General features: G+C 55.3%; 16 protein-coding genes. 9 read left to right on the forward strand and 7 right to left on the reverse strand.

Going from position 1 to position 22135, the window contains the following annotated elements; translation table 11 throughout:
- Nucleotides 1-88 precede the first annotated feature (88 nt).
- A complete protein-coding gene (locus tag GS630_RS19380; protein WP_170537262.1) occupies nt 89-427 on the forward strand; it encodes a P-II family nitrogen regulator in 339 nt (112 codons plus the stop codon).
- A 34-nt stretch (nt 428-461) separates the two neighbouring features.
- Nucleotides 462-1772, forward strand: a complete 1311-nt coding sequence (locus GS630_RS19385; protein WP_171621165.1) for an ammonium transporter — start codon at nt 462-464, stop codon at nt 1770-1772.
- A gap of 71 nt (nt 1773-1843) precedes the next feature.
- Here the strand turns inward: GS630_RS19385 and GS630_RS19390 are convergent, their stop codons facing one another.
- The 4 genes from GS630_RS19390 to GS630_RS19405 form a co-directional block, all read right to left on the reverse strand.
- Complete coding sequence (locus GS630_RS19390) at nt 1844-3028, reverse strand: amino acid aminotransferase (RefSeq protein WP_171621166.1); 1185 nt, start codon at nt 3026-3028, stop codon at nt 1844-1846.
- A complete protein-coding gene (gene sseA, locus GS630_RS19395; protein WP_171236333.1) occupies nt 3028-3882 on the reverse strand; it encodes a 3-mercaptopyruvate sulfurtransferase in 855 nt (284 codons plus the stop codon). Before sseA ends, GS630_RS19390 begins: the two co-directional genes overlap by 1 nt.
- 93 nt (nt 3883-3975) lie before the next feature.
- Nucleotides 3976-4245, reverse strand: a complete 270-nt coding sequence (locus GS630_RS19400; protein WP_171181009.1) for a hypothetical protein — start codon at nt 4243-4245, stop codon at nt 3976-3978.
- Complete coding sequence (locus tag GS630_RS19405; protein WP_171621167.1) at nt 4242-4805, reverse strand: helix-turn-helix domain-containing protein; 564 nt, start codon at nt 4803-4805, stop codon at nt 4242-4244. The genes GS630_RS19400 and GS630_RS19405 overlap by 4 nt, the downstream gene beginning before the upstream one ends.
- A 108-nt stretch (nt 4806-4913) precedes the next feature.
- On the opposite strand from GS630_RS19405, the gene ilvD reads away from it, so the two are divergent.
- Nucleotides 4914-6746 (forward strand): dihydroxy-acid dehydratase, encoded by a 1833-nt coding sequence (gene ilvD, locus GS630_RS19410; RefSeq protein WP_171712186.1) that lies wholly within the window; start codon nt 4914-4916, stop codon nt 6744-6746.
- A gap of 106 nt (nt 6747-6852) precedes the next feature.
- Here the strand turns inward: ilvD and GS630_RS19415 are convergent, their stop codons facing one another.
- Nucleotides 6853-7671 (reverse strand): sulfotransferase family protein, encoded by an 819-nt coding sequence (locus GS630_RS19415; RefSeq protein ID WP_171181004.1) that lies wholly within the window; start codon nt 7669-7671, stop codon nt 6853-6855.
- A 143-nt stretch (nt 7672-7814) separates the two neighbouring features.
- Between GS630_RS19415 and GS630_RS19420 the strand changes: the two genes are divergently transcribed.
- Nucleotides 7815-9392 (forward strand): DUF5928 domain-containing protein, encoded by a 1578-nt coding sequence (locus tag GS630_RS19420; protein ID WP_171712188.1) that lies wholly within the window; start codon nt 7815-7817, stop codon nt 9390-9392.
- Nucleotides 9393-9715: 323 nt separating this feature from the next.
- Nucleotides 9716-13315 carry a flavoprotein gene (locus GS630_RS19425; RefSeq protein ID WP_171621170.1) on the forward strand — a complete coding sequence of 1200 codons (3600 nt, stop codon included), beginning with the start codon at nt 9716-9718 and terminating at the stop codon, nt 13313-13315.
- On the opposite strand, the gene GS630_RS19430 is transcribed toward GS630_RS19425, so the two are convergent.
- A complete protein-coding gene (locus GS630_RS19430) occupies nt 13312-14475 on the reverse strand; it encodes a hypothetical protein (RefSeq protein ID WP_171621171.1) in 1164 nt (387 codons plus the stop codon). The two genes, GS630_RS19425 and GS630_RS19430, sit on opposite strands and share 4 nt — an antisense overlap.
- Nucleotides 14476-17763 carry an adenylate/guanylate cyclase domain-containing protein gene (locus tag GS630_RS19435; RefSeq protein WP_171621172.1) on the reverse strand — a complete coding sequence of 1096 codons (3288 nt, stop codon included), beginning with the start codon at nt 17761-17763 and terminating at the stop codon, nt 14476-14478.
- A gap of 478 nt (nt 17764-18241) precedes the next feature.
- Here GS630_RS19435 and GS630_RS19440 point away from each other — a divergent pair, with 478 nt between their 5' ends.
- From GS630_RS19440 to GS630_RS19455, 4 genes are all read left to right on the forward strand, one after another.
- On the forward strand, nt 18242-18511 hold the full coding sequence (locus GS630_RS19440; protein ID WP_348540126.1) for a potassium channel family protein: 270 nt from the start codon (nt 18242-18244) through the stop codon (nt 18509-18511).
- A 178-nt stretch (nt 18512-18689) separates the two neighbouring features.
- Nucleotides 18690-19769 (forward strand): AI-2E family transporter, encoded by a 1080-nt coding sequence (locus tag GS630_RS19445; protein WP_171236325.1) that lies wholly within the window; start codon nt 18690-18692, stop codon nt 19767-19769.
- Nucleotides 19766-20830 (forward strand): HlyD family secretion protein, encoded by a 1065-nt coding sequence (locus GS630_RS19450; RefSeq protein ID WP_171236324.1) that lies wholly within the window; start codon nt 19766-19768, stop codon nt 20828-20830. Before GS630_RS19445 ends, GS630_RS19450 begins: the two co-directional genes overlap by 4 nt.
- 16 nt (nt 20831-20846) lie before the next feature.
- Nucleotides 20847-21827: a DUF2955 domain-containing protein gene (locus tag GS630_RS19455; RefSeq protein WP_171238822.1), complete on the forward strand. Its 981-nt coding sequence runs from the start codon at nt 20847-20849 to the stop codon at nt 21825-21827.
- Nucleotides 21828-22135 lie beyond the last annotated feature (308 nt).

Here is a 22135-nt window from a genome sequence, read left to right on the forward strand (position 1 = left end):
CCGTAACCGTTTCTTACGACGTTCTGTCACGCTCTTTTTCTGCAGGTGCAAACAAACCGGTCCCACCGGACAATCAGAGGGGAAAGACGTGAAACTGATCATTGCGACAATCAAGCCGTTCAAGCTGGAGGAGGTGCGCGAGGCACTGACCCAAGCTGGCGTGCGCGGCATGATGGTGACCGAAATCAAGGGCTTCGGCTCGCAGTCCGGTCACACCGAAATCTACCGTGGGGCCGAATACGCCGTGAACTTCGTGCCCAAGATCAAGCTCGAGATCGTGGTACCGGCCACAATGGCCGACCAGATCGTCGAGACCATCACCAACACCGCCAAAACCGGCAAAATCGGTGACGGCAAGATTTTCGTCCTCGATGTCGAGCAGGCCCTGCGCGTGCGAACCGGGGAAACCAACGAGGAAGCGCTGTAAGCGCGGCCACTCCACACTCATTCGAGGAAGTAAAATGAACCTGATGAAATCTCTCATCCCTGCCGCTGCGCTTGTCGTGCTGCCGCAGATGGGTCTGGCGCAAGAAGCCGCTGAAGGCGAGGCTGCGCTGCACACCCAGTATATCTTTACCACCCTGCTGTTCCTGATGGCGGGCTTTCTGGTTTTCTTCATGGCTGCAGGCTTTGCCATGCTGGAAGGCGGTCTGGTGAGGTCCAAGAACGTCGCCATGCAGATGATCAAGAACATCGCGCTGTTTTCCATTGCCGCGATCATGTACTGGCTGGTTGGCTTCAACACGATGTATCCGGGCGACTTCAATGGTTTCTTTGCCATTGGCGGCCCAACCGTGCTTGATCCGGTTGGCGTTGACCCTGCCGAGGCTGCTTTGGACTACGCCTCGATCGGCTCGGACTTCTTCTTCCAGTTGGTCTTTGTGGCGGCAACCGCGTCGATCGTGTCGGGTGCCGTAGCGGAGCGTATCAAGCTTTGGCCCTTCCTGATCTTCGTCGTCGTGCTGACCGGTATCCTGTACCCGATCTCGGGGTCGTGGAAATGGGGCGGCGGCTGGCTGGATGCCATGGGCTTTTCCGACTTCGCCGGTTCGACCGTTGTACACTCGGTCGGTGGCTGGGCCGCTCTGGCTGGCTGTCTGATCCTTGGGCCACGTATCGGCAAGTACAAGGACGGCAAAGTTCATCCGATGCCCGGTTCAAATCTGGCGCTGGCGACCTTGGGTACGTTCATTCTGTGGCTGGGTTGGTTCGGTTTCAACGGCGGCTCGCAGCTGGCGATGGGCACCGTGGGTGACGTAACCGACGTATCGCGCATCTTCGCCAACACCAACATGGCCGCCGCATCCGGTGCTGTCGCAGCCCTGATCATGACACAGGTCCTGTACAAAAAGCCTGACCTGACCATGGTGCTGAACGGCGCGCTGGCCGGTCTGGTGTCAATCACCGCTGAACCTCTGGCCCCGACCCTGTTCGGCGCGCTTTGGATCGGTGCTGTGGGCGGTATCATCGTGGTCTTCGCGGTTCCGATGCTGGACAAGTTCAAGATCGACGATGTGGTCGGTGCCATCCCGGTCCACCTGTTCGCAGGCATCTGGGGCACCATCGCCGTCATCTTCTACGGTGAAGCCAGCCTGATAACCCAGTTGACCGGTGTAGTGGCCTACGGTGTCTTCACCTTCGTGGCCGCTTTGATCCTTTGGACGATCCTGAAAGCCACCCTTGGCATTCGCGTCAGCGAAGAGGACGAAATCAACGGTCTGGACATGGCGGAACTGGGTATGGAAGCATATCCTGAGTTCTCGAAGGGCTAAGACCATATTAAATTATCAAAAAAACCCGGGCGTTCGCGCCCGGGTTTTCTTTTTTTAGAATGTTATTGAGATCAAACGCCGACGTCGATAATCGCCTTCGCCAGAATCGGTACCGTTGTCGCGTTTAGGCCAGCGATGTTCAGGCGGCTGTCGCCTACCATGTAGATACCGTGATCGGCGCGCAGTTTCTCGACCAGTTCAGGTGCCGCGCCCAAGCGTGAGAACATACCCCTGTGCTGGGCAATGAAACCGAAACGGTCCGAACCGCTCAGACGCTGCAACTCGTCGGCCATTTGCTGGCGCAGTCCCAGCATGGACAGGCGGACTTCTTCCAGCTCTGCTGCCCAATCCGCGCGCAGGGCCTCATCCATCAGGATGGTTGTCACGACGCGCGCGCCATGATCCGGCGGGAAGGAATAGTTCTGGCGGTTCAGAAACGCCAATGTTCCCTGATTTAAAGCGGTTCGTCCGGCGTCCGCGCTGATCGCCATCAACAAACCAGTACGTTCCCGGTAGACACCGAAATTCTTCGAGCAAGACGCGGCAATCAGGCATTCCTTGACCGATGAGGCAACCAGGCGTGCCGCCTGTGCGTCTTCTTCCAGCCCGTCACCAAATCCCTGGTAGGCGATGTCGATCATCGCCACGAGGCCAAGCTCGTTGATCAGGTTCGCGACCTCTTGCCATTGCACCATGTTCAGGTTCGCACCGGTCGGGTTGTGACAGCAGCCATGCAACAGAACTACGTCACCTGCTTTGGCGGTTTTCAGGTCGACCATCATCCCGTCGAAATCAACGCCGCGGGTTTCGCCATCGAAATACCGGTACTGAACGGTCTCTATCCCCAGATAGTTCAGGATCGACAGGTGGTTCGGCCAGGTCGGGTTCGAAACAAACACACGCGCCGAAGGGTTCGCCATGCGGATCATCTCGAACGCCTGTCGGCAAGCGCCCGTGCCGCCGGGTGTCGCCACAGCGGCAATGTTGGCACGCGGAACCGATGTGCCCAGAACCAAGCCGATCATCGCGTCTGCAAAAGCCGGATCACCCGCCAGACCGGTGTAAGCTTTGGTTTCCTGCTCTTCCAAAATGCGTCGCTCGGCAGCTTTGACTGCACGCATCACCGGAGTCACGCCATCGGCGTTCTTGTAGACGCCCACACCCAAGTCGATCTTCTGATCGCGCGGGTCTTCGCGGTACATCTGCATCAAGGCCAGAATCTTGTCGGCAGGCTGCGGCTTGAGGTTCTCGAACATCAGTTCTCTCCGGTTGCGACGGGCAGGGTTGGGAAGGCACCCCATTCAGCCCAGGAGCCGTCATAAAGCGAGTGGTCTTTCTTGCCCATGCGTTCAAGCGCAAGGCTCAGAATCGCGGCAGTGACGCCCGACCCGCATGAGGTGATTGCAGGTTTGGACAGATCAACGCCAGCGGCCTGGAAAATGGCACGACAGTCCTCGGGCGATTTCATTGTGCCATCTGCATTGAGCAACTGGCCGAACGGGACGTTGCGGGACCCGGGGATATGGCCCGATCGCAATCCTTTGCGCGGCTCGGCTTCCGCGCCGGTAAACCGACCGGCAGAGCGGGCATCGATGATCTCATGATCGGCCAGCTTGGCTGCAGCGGAAACTTGCGTGACGTCCCGGACAAGCTGGTTTTGAACGCGCACAGTCATGTGACGATCACGGATGACCGGCGGCAGATCCTCGATCTCGCGACCTTCGGCTTGCCATTTGGGCAAACCGCCATCCAGAACCGCGATGTTTTCCTGGCCCATCAGACGGAACAACCACCAGACACGTGCCGCTGACATAAGCCCGGCGCCGTCATAGACGACAACCTGATGACCATCGCCCACGCCCATCGCCCGAAGGCGTGACATGAATTTCTCGACCGGAGGAGCCATATGCGGCAGTTCCGATCGGTGATCCGAGATTTCGTCAATATCGAAGAACCGCGCCCCGGGGATGTGGCCGGCATCATATTCGGCTTTGGCGTCGCGGTTCTGCGCGGGCAGATACCAAGACCCATCCAGAATCCGCAGATCCGGGTCTTTCATATGCGCCGCCAGCCATTCAGTCGAAACGAGGGTTTTTGGATCGTCCTGCATCAAAGCCTCCCCTAAGCGAGCTTGGATTTTCCCTATACCCCGCGTCTTTTAGGTTCAAGTGTGGATAGCGCTAGCGCCTGATACCCACTTGATTTATCGCGCCCCGCGCGGGCGAAAGTGCTGAATGATGCCGATGATACTGATCAAAATCCAGAACCCTTCGATCAGCATTGAAGCCAAGTTGAAATTCTCAAGCAAGGAATAGACGATCAGCACCGACCCCAGCAGGTTGACGACAGGAAAGGCCAGGTCGTCAGAGTTCATCATCCGCATTTGTGTCGCGAAATAGGCCGCAACCACAATAAGGGCTCCGAACGAGCCGATGGCGTCAACGATGGTGAGGCTGTCGAAAAATGCGGTCATGACTCTGTCTTGGTCGTCTGTGAATATTCGGTGTGTTGGGCGTAGTGATGCATGTTCAGAAACGCTGCCCCCTGCGGACCTGCGCGATAGCCATGCGGCAAATCAGCAGCAAATCGCACGCCCTGGCCTGCTTGCAAGGGTACCCAGTCCCCGTTGCGCAGAATGTCGAGAGAACCTTCAAGAACAAAGACTTCTTCTGTTACGCCCGTTGCGTGCGCTGGTGACTCGTGACTTTGGTTCGGGGTCAGACTGACGTGAAACGTCTCGGCCCTCAGAACGGGATCGAAAGGGAAGACGATCTTGACTTCGATACTGCCGGGAAAGGTGACAGTCTGAAAGACTGAGGGGTCGCCATTGGCCGTGTCGATCAACGCACTCAGCGGCACCTGAAAGCCTTTGGCGATCTTCCACAGTGTGGCAATTGTCGGGCTGGATTCACCACGCTCGATCTGACCCAGCATGGCCTTGCTGACGCCCGTCAACTCAGCCGCTTTCGACAGGCTCAGACCCGAAGCCGACCGCACATCTCGCAGCCTAAGCGTAATGTCATCAGCATCCATTTCTGCGCCCCGCGAATCCTCTTGTACGTTATAACGCACATGTGCTACGTGCGCTATAACGCACGACCCCAAAGACATGCAACCCGAGGAAATAGGGAAAACAGCATCATGCCATTGTACCGATCCAGAACCTCTACCCATGGCCGCAACATGGCCGGTGCCCGCGGATTGTGGCGTGCCACAGGCATGGGAGATGATGATTTCGGCAAGCCGATCATCGCCATCGTCAACTCGTTCACCCAGTTTGTGCCCGGCCACGTGCACCTGAAAGATCTGGGTCAGATGGTGGCGCGTGAGGTCGAAGCCGCAGGTGGCGTTGCAAAAGAGTTCAATACCATCGCGGTGGATGACGGCATTGCCATGGGCCATGACGGGATGCTCTATTCGCTTCCCTCGCGCGAAGTGATCGCGGATTCTGTGGAATACATGGTCAATGCGCATTGCGCTGACGCCATGGTCTGCATTTCGAACTGTGACAAGATCACGCCAGGCATGCTAATGGCTGCCATGCGCCTGAACATTCCTGCGATCTTTGTTTCAGGTGGGCCAATGGAGGCGGGCAAGATCGACATCGCCGATCTGGACGCGAAGAAAATCGACCTTGTGGACGCCATGGTCGCCGCAGCGGATGACAAATTCACCGACGAGCAGGTTCAGCACATCGAAGAAAACGCCTGCCCGACCTGCGGATCATGCTCGGGGATGTTCACGGCCAACTCGATGAACTGTCTGGCCGAAGCACTGGGTCTGGCGTTGCCGGGCAACGGTTCGACACTGGCAACACATGCCGACCGCAAAGAGTTGTTCTTGGAAGCGGGTCGCCGTATCGTTGAGATCACCAAGCGACATTACGATCTGGACGAAAAAGGCTTCCTGCCGCGTGAGATCGCAACTTTTGACGCGTTTGAGAACGCCATGAGCCTCGACATCGCCATGGGTGGGTCGACCAATACCGTTCTGCACCTGCTGGCCATCGCACATGAGGGCGAGGTCGATTTCACCATGACCGACATGGATCGCCTCAGCCGTAGGGTGCCGTGCTTGTGCAAGGTCGCGCCGAACACCGAGAATGTGCATATGGAAGATGTTCACCGCGCTGGCGGCATCTTCTCGATCCTGGGCGAACTCAGCCGAGCGGGCCTGCTGCATGAAGATTGCAGCACGGTGCACTCGGCCACGATGGGCGAGGCGATTGCCAACTGGGACATCAAGGTCGCCAACAACCCCAAGGCGCAAGAGCTGTTCAAGGCCGCTCCTGGTGGTGTGCGCACAACGCAGGCGTTCAGCCAGTCGAACCGGTTCAAAGAATTGGATACCGACCGCGAAGGCGGCGTGATCCGTTCGAAAGAACACGCTTTCAGCCAGGATGGTGGCCTTGCGGTTCTGTTCGGAAACATCGCCCGCGACGGCTGTATCGTGAAAACAGCTGGTGTGGATGAAAACATCCTGAAATTCACCGGTTCTGCTTACGTTTGCGAAAGTCAGGATCAAGCGGTCAGTGACATCCTGACCGGCAAGGTCAAGGAAGGTGACGTGGTTGTCATCCGCTATGAAGGTCCGCGTGGCGGGCCGGGCATGCAGGAAATGCTCTACCCCACCTCCTATCTGAAATCCAAAGGGCTGGGCAAAGCCTGCGCCTTGCTGACCGATGGCCGCTTCTCGGGCGGCACGTCCGGATTGTCGATTGGCCACGTCTCGCCCGAGGCAGCCGAGGGTGGTGAAATTGGACTGGTCAAGAACGGCGATAAAATTGAGATCGATATCCCCAACCGCTCGATCCATCTGGCTGTGTCCGATGAAGAGCTGGCAGAGCGCCGCCAGGAGCAAGACGCCAAGGGGTGGGAACCTGCCGCGCCGCGCAAACGCAAGGTCTCTACTGCGTTGAAAGCTTATGCCAAGCTGACCACCAGCGCGGCAAAAGGAGCTGTACGCCAGCTTTGATCTGGTAACGGCCAGCCTTTTCAGCTGGCCGTTAATCGACCCTTTCTAGGCTAATACTTGGAAGTATTTGGCAGGAAACAGTGAGGATAGGTGGAGGTCCCTGCCCTCAATCGCCCAGTTTGGCGTGAATTTCATCCAGATCGATTTCGCCGATCGGCATCTTGTTGGCCGGGTTTTCGAAATCGTATTTGAACAGCTCAAAATCCTGTTTGTAGATTTCATAGACCAGATGCATCGACAGATCGTCGAAGTAATCCTCGACCGGATGCGCGCGTTTGGGGCCGTGGCCTTCGGATTCGTTGAACCGCGGAATATCGGCCAATGCGACTGGGTGCTTCAATTCGACATGATCCAGAACACCCTGCATTCCGTCGTTGAAGGCCTCGGTCCAGAAAATCTGGTCGTAACGCCCGCCATTCACAATGAAGGTCGATACATGACCTGACATGGCTGACCAGTGAATGTCCGGGTCCATCGGACGCCGCCAGCGGATCGTATCACGGGCAAACAGCAGGAACCGGCGGAAGCTGGCAATCTGATCGAATTCGCCCTTTCCGTCATCGCCGCCCACTTCGATCCCATAGTTGTAGATCAGCGTCGGCACCAGATTGCCCCGGTATCGCTTGCCGTTTCGCTGGATGCCGCAGATCTTGTCAAAGAACGAGCTAAGTATGCGGGTGTAAGGGTTGCGCACACAGGTGAAAGAGTACGAGGCGTGGCTCCGCACATTATTGGTAATCAGGCCCTGACTCTGGTCAAAAGCCCATTTGTGCATTCCGTCCTTTGCATCGTGGATGTCGCCATCAAAAAACTGACCGTGATCCGAGTAATACATGATCTGGCCAATGGTCGAGCACGCACATTTGGGCACCACACGGTACACCATGCTTTCACTCTCGGTCATCCAGGTACCGGGAAACCCCATCTGCTGTGCCTCCTTCGCTGGTCAGAACTCGATCCGATACGCCAGCGTTTGGTCTTAAAGAACCAAAATTATTCTGTTTATTCAATCGCGCATCCTCAGTATCACGGTTGAAACCGGGCAGAAATGGAAATCACCTGATACCAATGGCAAAGATTGCCTACATATTGCTGTGCCATAAGGACCCCGAGGCGATCATCGCACAGGCCGAACAGCTAACTGCAGCGGGCGATTGCATGGCGATCCATTTCGATGCGCGTGCAAGCTCTGACGCCTATGACCGGATCCGAACCGCGCTGCGCGAAAATCCCAACGTGGCCTTTGCCGCCAAGCGCATCAAATGCGGATGGGGAGAATGGTCGCTGGTGCACGCCACGCTGAACGCCGTGAAGGCCGCGGTCGAGGCATTTCCGCGCGCCACGCATTTCTACATGCTTTCTGGCGATTGCATGGCCATAAAAACTGCCGAATACACCCACCGTTTTCTGGACGATCGCGATAAGGATTTCATCGAAAGTCACGATTTCTTTGAAAGCAACTGGATCAAGACCGGCATGAAAGAAGACCGGCTGATCTATCGCCATCATTTCAACGAACGCACTCAGCCCAAACTGTTTTACACCGCCTATGAGTTGCAGAAGCGGTTTGGTCTGACGCGGGAAATTCCCGAAGATCTGCAAATCATGATCGGCAGCCAGTGGTGGTGCTTGCGCCGCCGCACGGTTGAGATGATCCTGGACTTCTTGCGCCAGCGACGAGATGTGATCCGGTTTTTCTCAACCACATGGATCCCGGACGAGACCTTCTTTCAGACGCTGGTACGCCACCTGATTCCGAAGGGTGAGATCGAAAACCGCACACCGACTTTCCTTATGTTTTCTGACTATGGAATGCCGGTCACATTCTACAACGACCACTATGACATGCTTTTGGGGCAGGATTACCTGTTTGCTCGTAAGATCAGCCCCGAAGCGCACGAGCTTAAAGATCGCCTGGGGTCGCTTTATGCCAGCGAGGGCATTGATTTTCCGGTCTCGAATGAAGGGCCTAACCTTTATGCATTTCTGACCGGACGCGGGCGGATCGGTCGCCGCTTTGGGCAACGCTTCTGGGAATCCGGGCGGGCCTTGGGCCCTGAACGCGAGCTTTTCGTGATCGTGTGCAAGAAATGGCATGTTGCCAAACGGCTGGTCAGTCAGATCGCGTCTGAGACGGATATCCCCTGTGTTGAGTACCTGTTTAACGAAGAGGACACCTACCTGCCCGACTTGGGTGGGATAGAAGCGAGCCTTACCAAGCGGTCACGCCATAGGCGGGCGGTTGTACGCATGCTGTTTGACAGTTTCCGGTCGGATCAATTGGTTCTGTGCCTCGACCCAGCCAATTTGGATGTGCTTGAAGATTTCTGCGGGGATCAGGCCAAAACCCATGTGCTTGAAGTCGAATGCGAGTATTCCGACGACTATCTTATCGGACATGCCCGCCGCGTCGGGCTGGCGGGTGAAAACAGCCCGAGGGAAAACGTAGCGCGCCTAGTGCCGACGCTGCGAAACGATCTGAGTTATGAATCGCAACAGATCCGAGCGGCGCGGATTGAGAATTGTTTGCGTCTGCGGGAAACGGCCGACCGCAGTGAAAACGAAGCCGTCATCTCAAGGTTCCTTGGCGTGAATCAGGAAAAGGCCAGCGCCGTGATGCGCCTAGATTACCTCTTCCTCGATTAGGCAGAAACTCTGCGCGACAAACGAAAAATGGCTCTGGCAGGGTACGCGCCGTGCACTGATTCAGACCGCAGCCGACCCAAGCATCAACGCCATTGAAATCAAACTCATAGTATTCGTGATTTTTGTCTAAAAATCGGATATTGTTCGGCCAATTGGGCCGATTTGTTCATACTTTTTAAATCAACAGATCAGCCTCGATCAGAGAAAAAGCTCCGACCCGGGTGGTCTTTGTTGCGCGAAGATAAGTTCCCACCCGAACAACAAACAAACATTCTGCTGGTCGAAATTCAAAATTTGAAACGCAGCTCCGGGGGGACATAGTTTTGACCACAGACCAAATTGCCAATGCCAGATCATACATCCCAAATGACGCAGACTGGAGCCAGATTTACAAAGTGCTGCCCGGCGAGGCCGAAGTGGCCGAGCCTGCTGTTATCAACCCTCATTTCGAGTGTATCGAGGTAACCGGAAACACGGTCCTGCCCGCGAACGGCATGTATGTTGTGTTGCGTGGTGTCGTTCAATTGCGGCAAAACGGCCACCCTCTGGCCAGCGCAGATGTGGGTGATTATTTCTACGAAGAACATCTTCAGATCTCGGATATCCCTGTCAGCCTCGAAGCGCTTGCGTTGGACGGAACCCGGTTGGCATACCTGTCCAGCGAGAGCTGGCGGAATATACCCAAAGACATCAGAAAACGCTGTTTCGCTACAATGTTCGGCGACCTTGTCAGTGTACAGTTGGAGAATTTCCAGCAGCCGATCAATTGTTGCAGCGTGACGGCTGCCGCGCTCAGCATGTCGGCTCTGGGTTTCAGCTGCGAGGTGAATGACATATTCCGCGAATGCGCGCTGCCGTCATCCTTTGTGGTGAATGACGGCATCTCGTTGGGTGAACTGTTTGACGTCGCCTGCACCTATATTCATTCGCAAGGGCTTAGGGACCGGGTTCAGGTTCAGGCCTATTTCATGGACGAAGACACAACAAGCGTGCCGCTGCTGCTTGAGGCAATCGACGAGTCCAATCAGTTGGGCGGAGAAAACGATATTCTGGTGGCGAATTTTCAAGTCGGCGTCGCCCATGGCAAAGAAAACATGCCGGGCGGACATTTTGCCGTCATTGCCAAGTGCAACCCAAGCACCGGGCTGATCCACATGATGGATGTGCATCCAGAAAAATACGGCAAGCTTTGGGTCACTACGATCGAACGGCTGTGGAAGGCCATGTCGGACCGTGACGGAACCTCGATGCGGTCTCGTGGCATACTGCGGTTCTCGGCGCGTGCCGCGGTCAAAACCCATCTGAAAACGTTCAAACAGCGGTGCAACTATGTCGACAGTACGCTCTATTTGGCAAAAGACCCAAAGAAGCGCCGCAACCTGTTCCGTCGGGCCACACCCAATATGAACTCACTCGGTGTGTTGGCGGAAAGTTTGGCCATTCACGGCGACAACCGCGTGGACGAGGATGAGCTTTTGCGGGCCACCGAGGCGTCGTTCACAGAAGCTGTCAGCCGGGTCGCCACCGCCAAAGACATGCACGAGATGGCGGAAAAATACCTCAGCCAGTCTGAAAACGTGCATTTGGGCAGTACGTTCCAAAGCTTTGCAACCCGCAAGGACAGATCGATCCAAACCCCGCAGGATTGGTTCAAGGAACAGCTAAAGAGCCTGAATACGAACAAAGATCGTCACCTGATGATCAATATCGACTTCAACCGCGTCACCGGGATTGAAGCAATCCGCCCACCGGAAAACGTCTATCGGGAAACTGCCCTGCTGGAAGAGTTCTGGTGTCTTTGCATCGCCTATGACGAAGACACAGATGTTGTCACCATTGTCGACATGAGCCCCGCGACCTCTCAGGTCTGGCAAGCGCCACGCGGCAATATTTTCCGCGGGTTGCGCGATCTGGAAGACCCCGCATTGGTGATGATCGAAGAAATCGACCCGCCCGAGGACCCGAGCGATGTTGTCAGTATTCTCAAGCACAACACGATGGTTCTGTTTTATGAGGATGAAGACCCCTGGTCCTATATGCTGCGCAGCATTCTGTCGAATATCGGCGCGACAACCGTCAAGCAGATCGACGTAGGCGGACGCGATCCCAATATGATCAGGATGCGGCGGCAATTGGTAACGCTTGGTGAACGACCGGACGTGCCGTATTTGTTTTTCCAGGGCGAATGCATCAGTAAAAGCGAAGAGCTGGAAGACATCGTGGACATGATCCGGGCCGGTGAATTGCAGGCCAGGATGCGCCAGGAAGGGCTGCCTGTTTCCGAACTGAACGAAACCCCAAGCCTGGAAAAGAACCCGTTCGGCTATCCCAAAGGGGTGATGAATCAGGTCAACGCGGGCAAGCGCAACGTATTGTTGTGTGCTTGCGGCTCGTCTGCAGCAGACAAAATCCCTGAACTTGTCGAGCGCATCGTCGATGCCGGGCACAATGTGAAACTGATCCCCTCAGTCTCAGCCGAAAAGTTCTTCCGCGATTTCGGGGCGGAGAGGATCGACGCCAAAATTACCCACAATGACTATTACCGCGACGATGATGAGTGGAATTTCCGCTATATGAAATTCGACATGCCAGTACGGGCTTCGCATCTGGCGCTGTGCGACTGGGCCGATTGCGTCATCGTGGCTCCCATCACCTGCAACACGATGGGCAAGGTGGCCAACGGTATTGCTGACAACCTTCTGACCTCAGTCTTTGTGGCGTGGCAGTACCAGAAGAAACCGGTGATCCTTTGCCCCGCCTGCAATACGAATATGTGGAACAACATCACTACGCAGAACAATGTCGAAAAGCTGAAGACGCTGGGCGTTGATTTCATCGGGCCGCGCGAGGGTCGCCTGTCAAACGGGCGGATGGGTATCGGAATGATGGCAACTCCGGACCAGATCATGGAGGCTTTGGCCGACGCCTTTGAGGAGTTGGATGACCAGAAATACCGTGTTTGCAAATGGGCGCGCGAAGCCGCCGCCGCCGATGACATCAACGAATGGAAGCGGGTGTTCCGCGCCATCGACGAAGATATTGTCGGCATCAACATCGTGGACGAGGCCCATGGTGATTCATTGCTGCATTATGCAGCCGGTGGTGAAGGTGAGTTGAACGAAAGCGGTCACAATCTGGGCAAGCCGGATTACGAGGCTGCGCAGAATCTGATCGACCGCCAGATCGACGTCAACATCGTCAATGACCACGGGTTTACGGCCTTGCACGTGGCGGTGATGAACAAAGCGCCCAGGATGGTGGAAATCCTGCTGGGGGCAAAGGGCATGGATGCAACATCATGCATCGAGTTTGTCCAGGGCATGACAATCGAACCCGAAATCCAAGCCATGCTGGACGCCTGGGCACGCGATCATGACGTGAAGATCGCTGAACCAGAACAGGGGCGCGACGAGAGCTTTGTGGCCGTGCAAGAGCCAACATATCTTTATTTCACCTACGGTTCGCTGAAACAGGGATTCCCGAACCACGAAGCGCACAGCAAAGTTCTAAACGACTTCGTGGGTCCGGCCCGCACCCGGCAACCCATGCCGCTGATCGTCCCGAACGAGCCATTCTGTGACAATCCGAACTGCGGATACCTGCACCGTATGGCCACGCTTGTGGATCAACAAGGTATGGGCAAACAGGTCAGTGGTGAGGTCTATCGCGTGACGGAATCCGGCTTGCACGAGCTGGATAAGCTGGAAGGTTACCACGGCCCAAACTCATCTGAAAACGTGTATATCCGCAAGAAGATCAATGTGGTTGTGAACGGCGTGATGAAGCCCGCATACGCCTATGTGATCGCAGACCCACAGAAATACCTGAAGAACTTGCGCGATGGTACTTCAGAGATGGTCAGCGATTACACGCTGGACATGGCGCAGGGCGAGCCAAAACCGGGGTTTGAACCTGTAGCTTAACCGTCTTGTGTGATGATCGGCGGCGATTCATGGCTTTCCTTCAGGCTAAGGTTATAAGCCGTGATCGCCACCATGCACAGCAGCACAAATGGCCAGAAACTTGCCTTGGGAATAAGGTTGTCCCGGTAGTGGATGATCCGCAGCGACGGCACCGCCTCGGAGGCGAAGAGATAGGTGTTGATCGAGACTGCCAGCAGCATGAAATACATCAGGAAAAAGAACGACTCCATGTAGATCACGGGCGAGCCGGCAAAGCCTTCGCGCAGCTGCACGTGCGCCAGCAGGATCACAAAGAACAGAACCGAACAGGTGCCGATCACGCTGGACGTGCTGAAATCATGCCTCTCGGCCAAGCCCTCGCGGCGGGTGACTGTCATGACCGCACCGAACAGCAACATCATCACAACGAGCAAAGGGACCATATGAACGATAAACGCATTGCCAAAATTGCGTTTTATGACGAAATTATAGTGCAACTCGGGCGCGTTGGTTTGATACGCATTCTGTCCGATGCCCAGCGTTGTATCCAAATTTGACAGCTTGTAGTCGAAATAGGTGTTTTCCCGTTCCCAGGTACCCATCACGATCTGATTGTCGATTCCAAAAATATCGTCCGGTCCGGTCGCTGGATATGCCTCGAAATCAGGAACCAAAGCGACGGCGTCGTCAAACGATGCCGGCCAGAACCGCACCCAGACCGTTTTGTGATCAAAGGGGTAGCTTGTGTAGTCAAAGCTCTGGCGCAGGGTTTGTTCGAAATACCACCCAATCAGAACACCGTCAGGCTGCGGCAGTCGATACGCCTCGGCAATCAGGCCGCTTGCGGTGTCCACCGCCTCGGGCAGAAGAAATCCGACCTCGCCCTCTGCCGGGATAATCTTATCATGCTCGCCCGTCTTGTAGTGCTGCCAGATATAGCCCGTGACCTGAACATCACTGGCCCCCATAAAGTTGAATGACTTTATGAATATCCCTGTCCGCACGTAGTAGTCTGGAACAACATCCAGCTTACCCAGATATGAGTCTACGGCGGCCTGATCTGGCAACTGCGTCGGATCACCTTCGAAATGGTTCAGTTCGATCCATAGTTTCAGCAAAAGACCTGCCAACCCTAGGGTCAGCAGGCCAGAGAAAAGCCAAACCTTCTTCTCGACGCTCATTCAGCCCCCTGCCTGTTCCGTCAGAAAATCAGCGCGCCCCAGCAGGGATTGAGTAATTCCCATCTCGGCAAACTCGGCTTGAAGGGTGGTAAATCTCTCATGTTCGCTTGGCACGATACCCTTTTGCCCGCATTCCGCCAGAAAGCGCGTCTGGCGGATGGACAAATTAACCAGTGGCAAAGGTTCCCCGGCCGTAAAGGCCGCCAGCCCATCCGCATAGTCATTTGCAGCTTGCCAATCACCTCGCGCCAACATGACTGCGCTGGCATCGGGGTAGAAGTGCAGATGGCTATGACCGACACATCCTTCCGCAATGATTTCGGCCCCCAAATCCAACAGGTGTATTTGCTCGTCCGGGTCAGTTTCGGCCATCGCCAGAGCCGACAAGGCCTTGGGCCCCACAAAATTCCGACCATGTTCCAATGCAATCTCAACCGCACGGCGGCCCGTTTCCAAAGCCTGATCCATTTGCCCGGCATAAACCTGGGTGCGGGCGAGATGTTCCAACGCCTGCGCCTCTAGCCGCTTAGCCCCCACACGCTCGGCGATCTCGGCCGAAACCCGGAATGCCTCAAGCGCCTGATCAAGATCGCCCAAAAAGGTATCGGCCACACCCAGGCAGGTCTGAGCCACACATTCGGGCACAAAAGCAAAATACTTCTGCGAAACTTCGATGGCTTCGTTTGCGTCTGCGCGCCCTTGTTCGACATCCCCCATGTAACTGCGCGCAACGCTCAGGTTGTGCAGATTGGCCGCCAGGTCCCGAACCAGACCCTTTTCGCGCGCCCGATCAACCGCCTGCGTGTAGAACCCAGTCGCTGTCCTCATTGTGGCCTTCATGAAGTTGGCATCACCAAACCCGCTGAGCGCCCCCACTTCAAGGCGCACGGAGTCCAGTTTGCGGGCCAAAGTAAGCGCTCGTTCATTGGCGCTCAACGCTTCCTTGTCTCGGCCCAAGGGGAAATACACGTTGCCGCGCACATAGTTGATCTGGGCCACGTCCCGTTCGGAGCCAGCACGCTCGGCCGCAGCTTCAGCCGTATCCAGCGCCTCAAGCGCGTCCTGATACAAGCTGGCCTGTCGCGCAGCCTGTGCAAGACCAATATGCGCCCGGCTGATTTGCTCATCTGTCTCTGCAAGTCGCGCTGCGTCTCGAAATTCCTGCAAGGCTTCGTTGGACAAACCCTGCAGCCGGTGCGTCTCACCCCGTGCACACAGCAGGTCAAACCGGACGCCTGCGGGCGACGGCAGTTCCAAAGCACGTTCGATCAACGGGCTGGCGTCGTCGAACCGGAACGCGTGGATCAGCTTGTCGGCAGCTTCAAGATAGGCTTGCGCCGCATTGTTGGCACCCGCCCGGTCCAGATGCTGCGCGCGCAGGGTTGCATCACGATCTTCGAACCATTTGGCCGCCTGGCGATGCAGGCGCGCGCGCTCGGATTTGACCAACGTAGCATATGATCCATCCCGGATCAGCGCGTGGGCAAACATCAGATCAGCCCCGGCCTCTCGGATCAGGGCCGAACGGATCAGATTGGTGGTGTCCAGATGCCCTTCCCCGAGAATGTAATTCAGAACCTCGGGTGAGAACCTCTGCCCCAGCACTGACGCCGCCTGAATGGCGGTGCGGCTGGCGCGGTCCAGCGCATCCAAACGCGACTGGACGATGCCTTGAATGCTTCCAGGCACGGTTTCCTGCTTGAGAATGTCAATGTTGCGCAGCAACTGTTCCAGAAAAAGCGGGTTGCCACCCGCACGTTTGACACAAGTTTCCAAAAGCTCGGGGTCGATGGCCGTAAACTCCTCGACCAATTGCCGTGCCTGATCTTCCCCCATCGGTGCCAATTCCAACTTGGAGACAAGCGCGCCATCCGTGGCTGTTTGCCAGTCTCGGTCGATCGGGTCTCCTTCGACCCGGCTGGTCATCATCAAGACGCAGGGGATTTGCCGCGTTGCTGCGGCGATATGTGCGCAGGCTGCAAGAATGTCGGGTGACGCCCAATGGATATCTTCGATCTGGATCAGCAAAGGCGCGTCCTGACTGCGGGCAAGCAGCAACTCATCAATGACCTGCCTGCGCCCACGCAACCGGGTCTTGTTATCCATTACGGCATAGACCTCAGCCAAACCGGGATCCTGCTCAAGTTCAAGCAGTGCGTTGAGATGCGCGGCGTTCGAAGGGCTGACCCAGCCTTTGGCGATCGCGTCTTTGGCCAGGGCCGTACCTGTTTCCGCGCCATCCGACGGATCAAGGCCCAAAACACTGCGGGCCACGGTCTGAATAGCCGAGTGCCCCTCGCGCGCTCCGAAATCCATAACCACGCCATTGTGGGTTGAATAGGACAGGCTCTTGGCCAACTCGGCCACCTGTTCGGACAAATGCGTCTTGCCGATCCCAGGCTCACCCAGCACCACATGAACCTCGCCTTCTCCGTGTCGCTTGCACCGGTCAAATGTCGCCGAAAACAACGACATCTCGCGGTCGCGCCCGATGAACTTATGTCGTCTTGTCCGAATGTTCCGGGCCAAACGGTCCAAGCGCCAGACTTCGACAGGGTCATTCAGGCCTTTTATCGCCTGCACACCAATAGACTCGCCCACGAAAAGCGGACCCAGAGCGCGTTGAATGTCATGTGAAACCAATGTTTCACCGCCCTTTGAAATATCGGTCAAGCGCGAGGCCAGATTCACCCCGTCTCCGGTGACGGTATATTCCGTATGCGCCAAGCTGCCTGTTGTACTGGCAATGACCTGACCCGAAGCGATACCGATATGACAAGACAATGGTGGCGTCAGTGTTGGCAATACCGCATGTATCTCGGCCGCTGCTCTGGCCGCCCGTTCTGTATCGTTGGTATGTGAGATAGGTGCACCGAAAACCGCCATGACAGCATCGCCGATATGCTTGTCTATGCGCCCGCCGAATTTCTCAACCACGCTGTCAACTTTGCCAAAGAACTGGTTGAGCAGCGCGTGCAGATCCTCGGCATCCAAACCACTGGACATTTCTGTAAACCCCGTGAGGTCAACAAACATCACAGTCACTTGGCGCCGTGCAGGTTCAATTGGATCGGAGGATTCAGATGCCTCGGACGTTTCCGTCACGTCGAGTTTTTCTATAGCACGCAGCAACCGCCGACGATCCCCGACCGCAGTTACCCCAATTTCTATAAGATCTTCAGCCGTCAAATCTGGCAGTATGGAAAAATCGATCTTGTTATCTAGGAAGGCCTGCGCGTAGTCAGATAATCCAATTGCGCTTAGCCACTTGCTCAGGTCCCGAGACATGTTGCCCCTCTGAAGTCCCCTTACTTCAACTTTATTCCTAACATGGGTTTCAGGGTTGAGTCTGCAAAAACCAAATTAATTTGCGTATATGTCTATATTTATCCAAGTTTGCTCCGTTGGATTTGTGTCTTCAAACATCGGCGGGACGCAAATTTGAACGCAATATTCTTGGCACGTCAGCAACCATCAAACCGTTTGCATGGATTCGACTTAAAGCCGCCTTTGGTACGCGTCGCGGGTCAGTGTTTAAGCCCTGCTAAATTGCCGGTTCAGATATCCAATATGCTTTCGCTTGAGGGGTTTTCCCATCCGTCCTTTGAACACACCTTGTAACCCTGTGCACGACCGTCCGCCAAAATGCTTCGAATTTTCGAGTTCTTTGTTAATAGTATATATGAATTTGTTTACCAGTGAGGGCTCGATGAATTCACTAACCAGAATAACACGAGGGATAAGTGTCGCCTTCAAGGACGGTCGAGTGAAAGGCTTACTTGCCTTCACAATCGGAATGATTTTGTGGGCTTCGGTCTTCTACCGCTTTGTCGAAGGATGGAGTTGGCTTGACTCCATCTACTTTTCTGTCGTGACGATTTCGACCGTAGGCTTTGGTGACTTTTCACCTGAAACTGCGGCGGGAAAGATATTCACGATGGTATACATCATTGTGGGCCTCGGCGTCTTCGTGACTGCGGCAACCACGGTCGCGGACACGATCTTGTCTCAAAGCGACGAGAAAAAAGAGAAATAGCCGTATCGTCCCCGGCTAAGCAAATCCTCGTGCTGACGAGGCGTCAACATGACGACACAGGCTCTGACCGGGATTCATACGTGTCTTCAAAATGATAGGTGACCCCCAAAGGTCAAAAAATACACATATAGTGTTTTTTGAGTGTAATATTCAAAAAAACGGATAGCGGAGGGATGGAATGGAAAAGACTCAGGACGCCAAGATTGTCGACCTCGCAATACGATTACTCTTTCTCGGATTATTCCTCTATAGCGCGCTGGTCATGGTTGCGCCGCTTGCCAGCGTGGTCATCTGGGCCACGATCCTGTGCGTCGCACTTTATCCTGTTTTCGATTGGTTGCAGTCCAAGCTGGGCGGGCGGAAGAAACTTGCCGCAACAATCCTGGTGTTGCTGGGTCTTGTACTAACCCTTGGTCCGGTGGCAACGGCGGTATCGGGCGCCGCAGAGCTTGGGTCCGAGTTTGCAGAACAGGCTGACAAAGGTGAGTTGAAAATTCCACCTGCGCCAGAGGGTATCAAAGAGCTACCTCTGGTTGGAGGCAAGATTGCCGACGTTTGGGGGATGTTCGAGCGGAATTTGGACGGAGCGTTGGCGAAATACGGCGCGCAGATCCTTGAGATCACAAAGTCCCTTTTCGGTAAGGTTCTGGGAATCGGAATTGGGCTGTTGGGACTTGCTCTGTCCGTTTTGATCATGGGGGCGTTGTTCAGCCCTGGACCAACTATGGTTCAAGGTTTGCAACGTTTTGCGAACCGTGTTTTCGCACCACGTGGCGGGGAATTCGTCACTCTGGCTGGAGCAACGATTCGAAACGTAACAAAAGGCGTGATCGGCGTGGCGGCCATTCAGGCGGTCGTCGTCTGGATATTGCTTGTGCTGTTCGGGATCAACTCGGCCGCGACGCTGGCATTTGTCTGCCTGATACTTTCGATCATCCAGATTGGCCCCGGCTTGGTTCTTCTGCCGGTGATCATATACGCATGGAGCTCGATGTCCGGCGGCACCGCCTTGATCTTCACGATACTGGCCGTTCCCGTCACAATAATGGATAGCTTCCTAAGACCCGTGTTCATCTCGAAAGGGCTCGAGACACCCATGCTGGTGATCCTCATCGGTGTTCTTGGGGGCATGATGGCTTATGGCTTGATCGGTATTTTCATGGGGCCGGTTCTGTTCGCTGTCTTTTACGAGCTGTTCAAAGTCTGGATTGATGCTTCGCCCGAAGCCGAGAGTGCTGCGGCAGGAGATGCAGAATGAGAAAGACGATATGGACCACGCTGGGCATCATCCTGATCTTCCTCGTCTGGTACCTCGTCGCCGACCGAAAGACGCCATTTACTGGAAACGCCAGAGTAAAGGCCGTCGCGACCCAGATCGTTCCTCAGGTCACCGGAACAGTCACCGAAGTCCTTGTAGAAAACGGTCAGGTCGTCTCGGCAGGGGAAATACTGGTTCGGATTGATCCCAGGCCGTATGAAATCGATCGCGACAAGGCAGAAGCTGATCTGGAAGCAGCCACGCAGGAAGTTGGTGCATCTTCGGCAGAGGTGAGTGCCGCGCAGGCCAAACTGGCGCGGGCGCAAAGTGATCTCGACACGATGCGCATTCAAACCGAACGTGTGTTTGCCCTTGAAAAGAAAGGGTTGATCGCCGTCTCAAAGGCTGATGACGCACGCGGGCAACTGGCCGAGTCTGAAGCAAACTTTGAGAATGCCAAAGCTGATCTGGAAAAAGCCAAGCAAAGGCTGGGCGATGACGGTATCGAAAACCCGAAAATTCAGCGCGCATTGGCCGCTTTGGCAGACGCAGAACTTAACCTTGAATGGACGGAACTGCGCGCACCAGCAACAGGTGTCATATCCAATCTGCTGATCGCCCCTGGTACATATGCACGATCCGGTCAGGACCTGCTGACGTTTTTGGATGCAACCGACGTCTGGATCGAGGCGTACTTTACCGAGAACAACATCGGCCGCGCTTCGGTGGGATCGCCGGTTGACGTCGTGTTGGACATGCACCCCGGCAAGATTGTTCCCGGCGTGATTGAGAGCTTCAGCGCAGCCGTCTCGCTCAGCGGTGGGGATGAACCGGGTCAGTTGGCCAGCCCACCAAGCACCAAGGGCTTTCTGCGTGAACCAGAACGGTTTCCCGTACGGATAGTTCTGCCGGGATATGAGGCTGGAGACGCTGAAGATGATCTTCGCTTCCAGCTCAACGGACAGGCCGATGTGATCATGTATCTCAGCGACAATTCCCTGCTGAACATGGTCGGCCGGACCTATATCCGTCTGGTTTCAATCCTGTCCTATGCGTATTGAGGACCGAAACTCGGTTATGCGACTGGCGCTGGGTGTGACTGGCGTCTTTGCCTTGGGCCTGTTTCTGGGGTGGCCACTTGCCGTGGTCGGGTCGGTTTTCACAGCCCTGTTCCTTCAGGCACCTGCAGCACTACCGTTGGCAGCCTTCGGAAAACTGTTCATTTTTTCGATTGGATTGATGTTCATTTCCTTCTTTCTGTCGTCTGTGCTTGCACCCTATCCTCTCGTGTTCCTCATACTGGTGGCCATCGGAATAATCCTGTCCTTCATGTGGTCGGTTTCCGGAGCAGGCGTTCTGCCCGGTGTCATCGCTCTTATGGGCGCATTGATGATTCCAAACCTTGTTTTACAATCCCAGGATTTGGCGTTGGTGCTTGTGTTCTGGATACCGTTGAACCTGCTATTTGCAGGGTTTGTTTCAACGTTGATGTTTGTTCTGATACCATCGACCCCGCAAACGGCATCGGGCAGCAAAGCCGCAGCATCGACAGATTTTGACCCTCATCGACGAATTGTCAGAATGTCGCTTGTAACAGTGCCCTTTGCTTTGGCATTCTTCGTATCTGGTGCCTCAGCTTTGCTGGTTTTGTTTTTTGTGGCCCTTCTCAGCCAACAACTCGCAGCAATGCCTGCAGCAGGAAAAACCGTGGCAAAGGCGATGCTCACGTCAAACCTGCTCGGAGCCGCAATATCAATCATTTGTTATGAGATTAACGTCATAGCCCCAGTCATTCTGACATCAATTCTGCTTTGCTTTTTCTTTTGCTTGGCACTTGGTGCTCTTGGAAAGTCCCAATTCCCTCTGGCCGCAGCAGCCGGGTCTGCAATTACAACAGCGTTGATTGTGTATGGTGGATCAATTGCACCATTCTCCGACGAGGCAGATGTCAAAAGCATTACGCGCGTTCTGCAGGTCGCCAGCGCTGCGTTCTTTGTAATCGCAGCCTATGTCGTAGTAGATGAGTTCTGGCCGGAAAAGAAACGTCAGACCGTTTGAGCAACCTAGCTTCGTGTTGGTCTCGGGAATGTGACTAGTCGTATTTGCGTCTGTTGTCCTGAGCTTCGGCGGCTCGGTTCATGGCTTGAAGTGTTGGCCCAGTAGTATTTTGGGTTGTTTTTTTGTGTTTCTGACGCTGTTTACGTGATTAGGGTTTGCACCTCTGAGCTTCGGGTTACGAGGCTGACGGTGTTAAGACGTTAAGCAATTGATCCGGTGGATTTTTTGTAGATCGACCGGGCTGTTTGGATTTTGGTTGCGGGGACAGGAATTGAACCTCTGACCTTCAGGTTATGAGCCTGACGAGC

This window comes from Ruegeria sp. HKCCD7303, from assembly GCF_013111185.1.
In the GTDB taxonomy this organism is placed as follows: domain Bacteria; phylum Pseudomonadota; class Alphaproteobacteria; order Rhodobacterales; family Rhodobacteraceae; genus Ruegeria.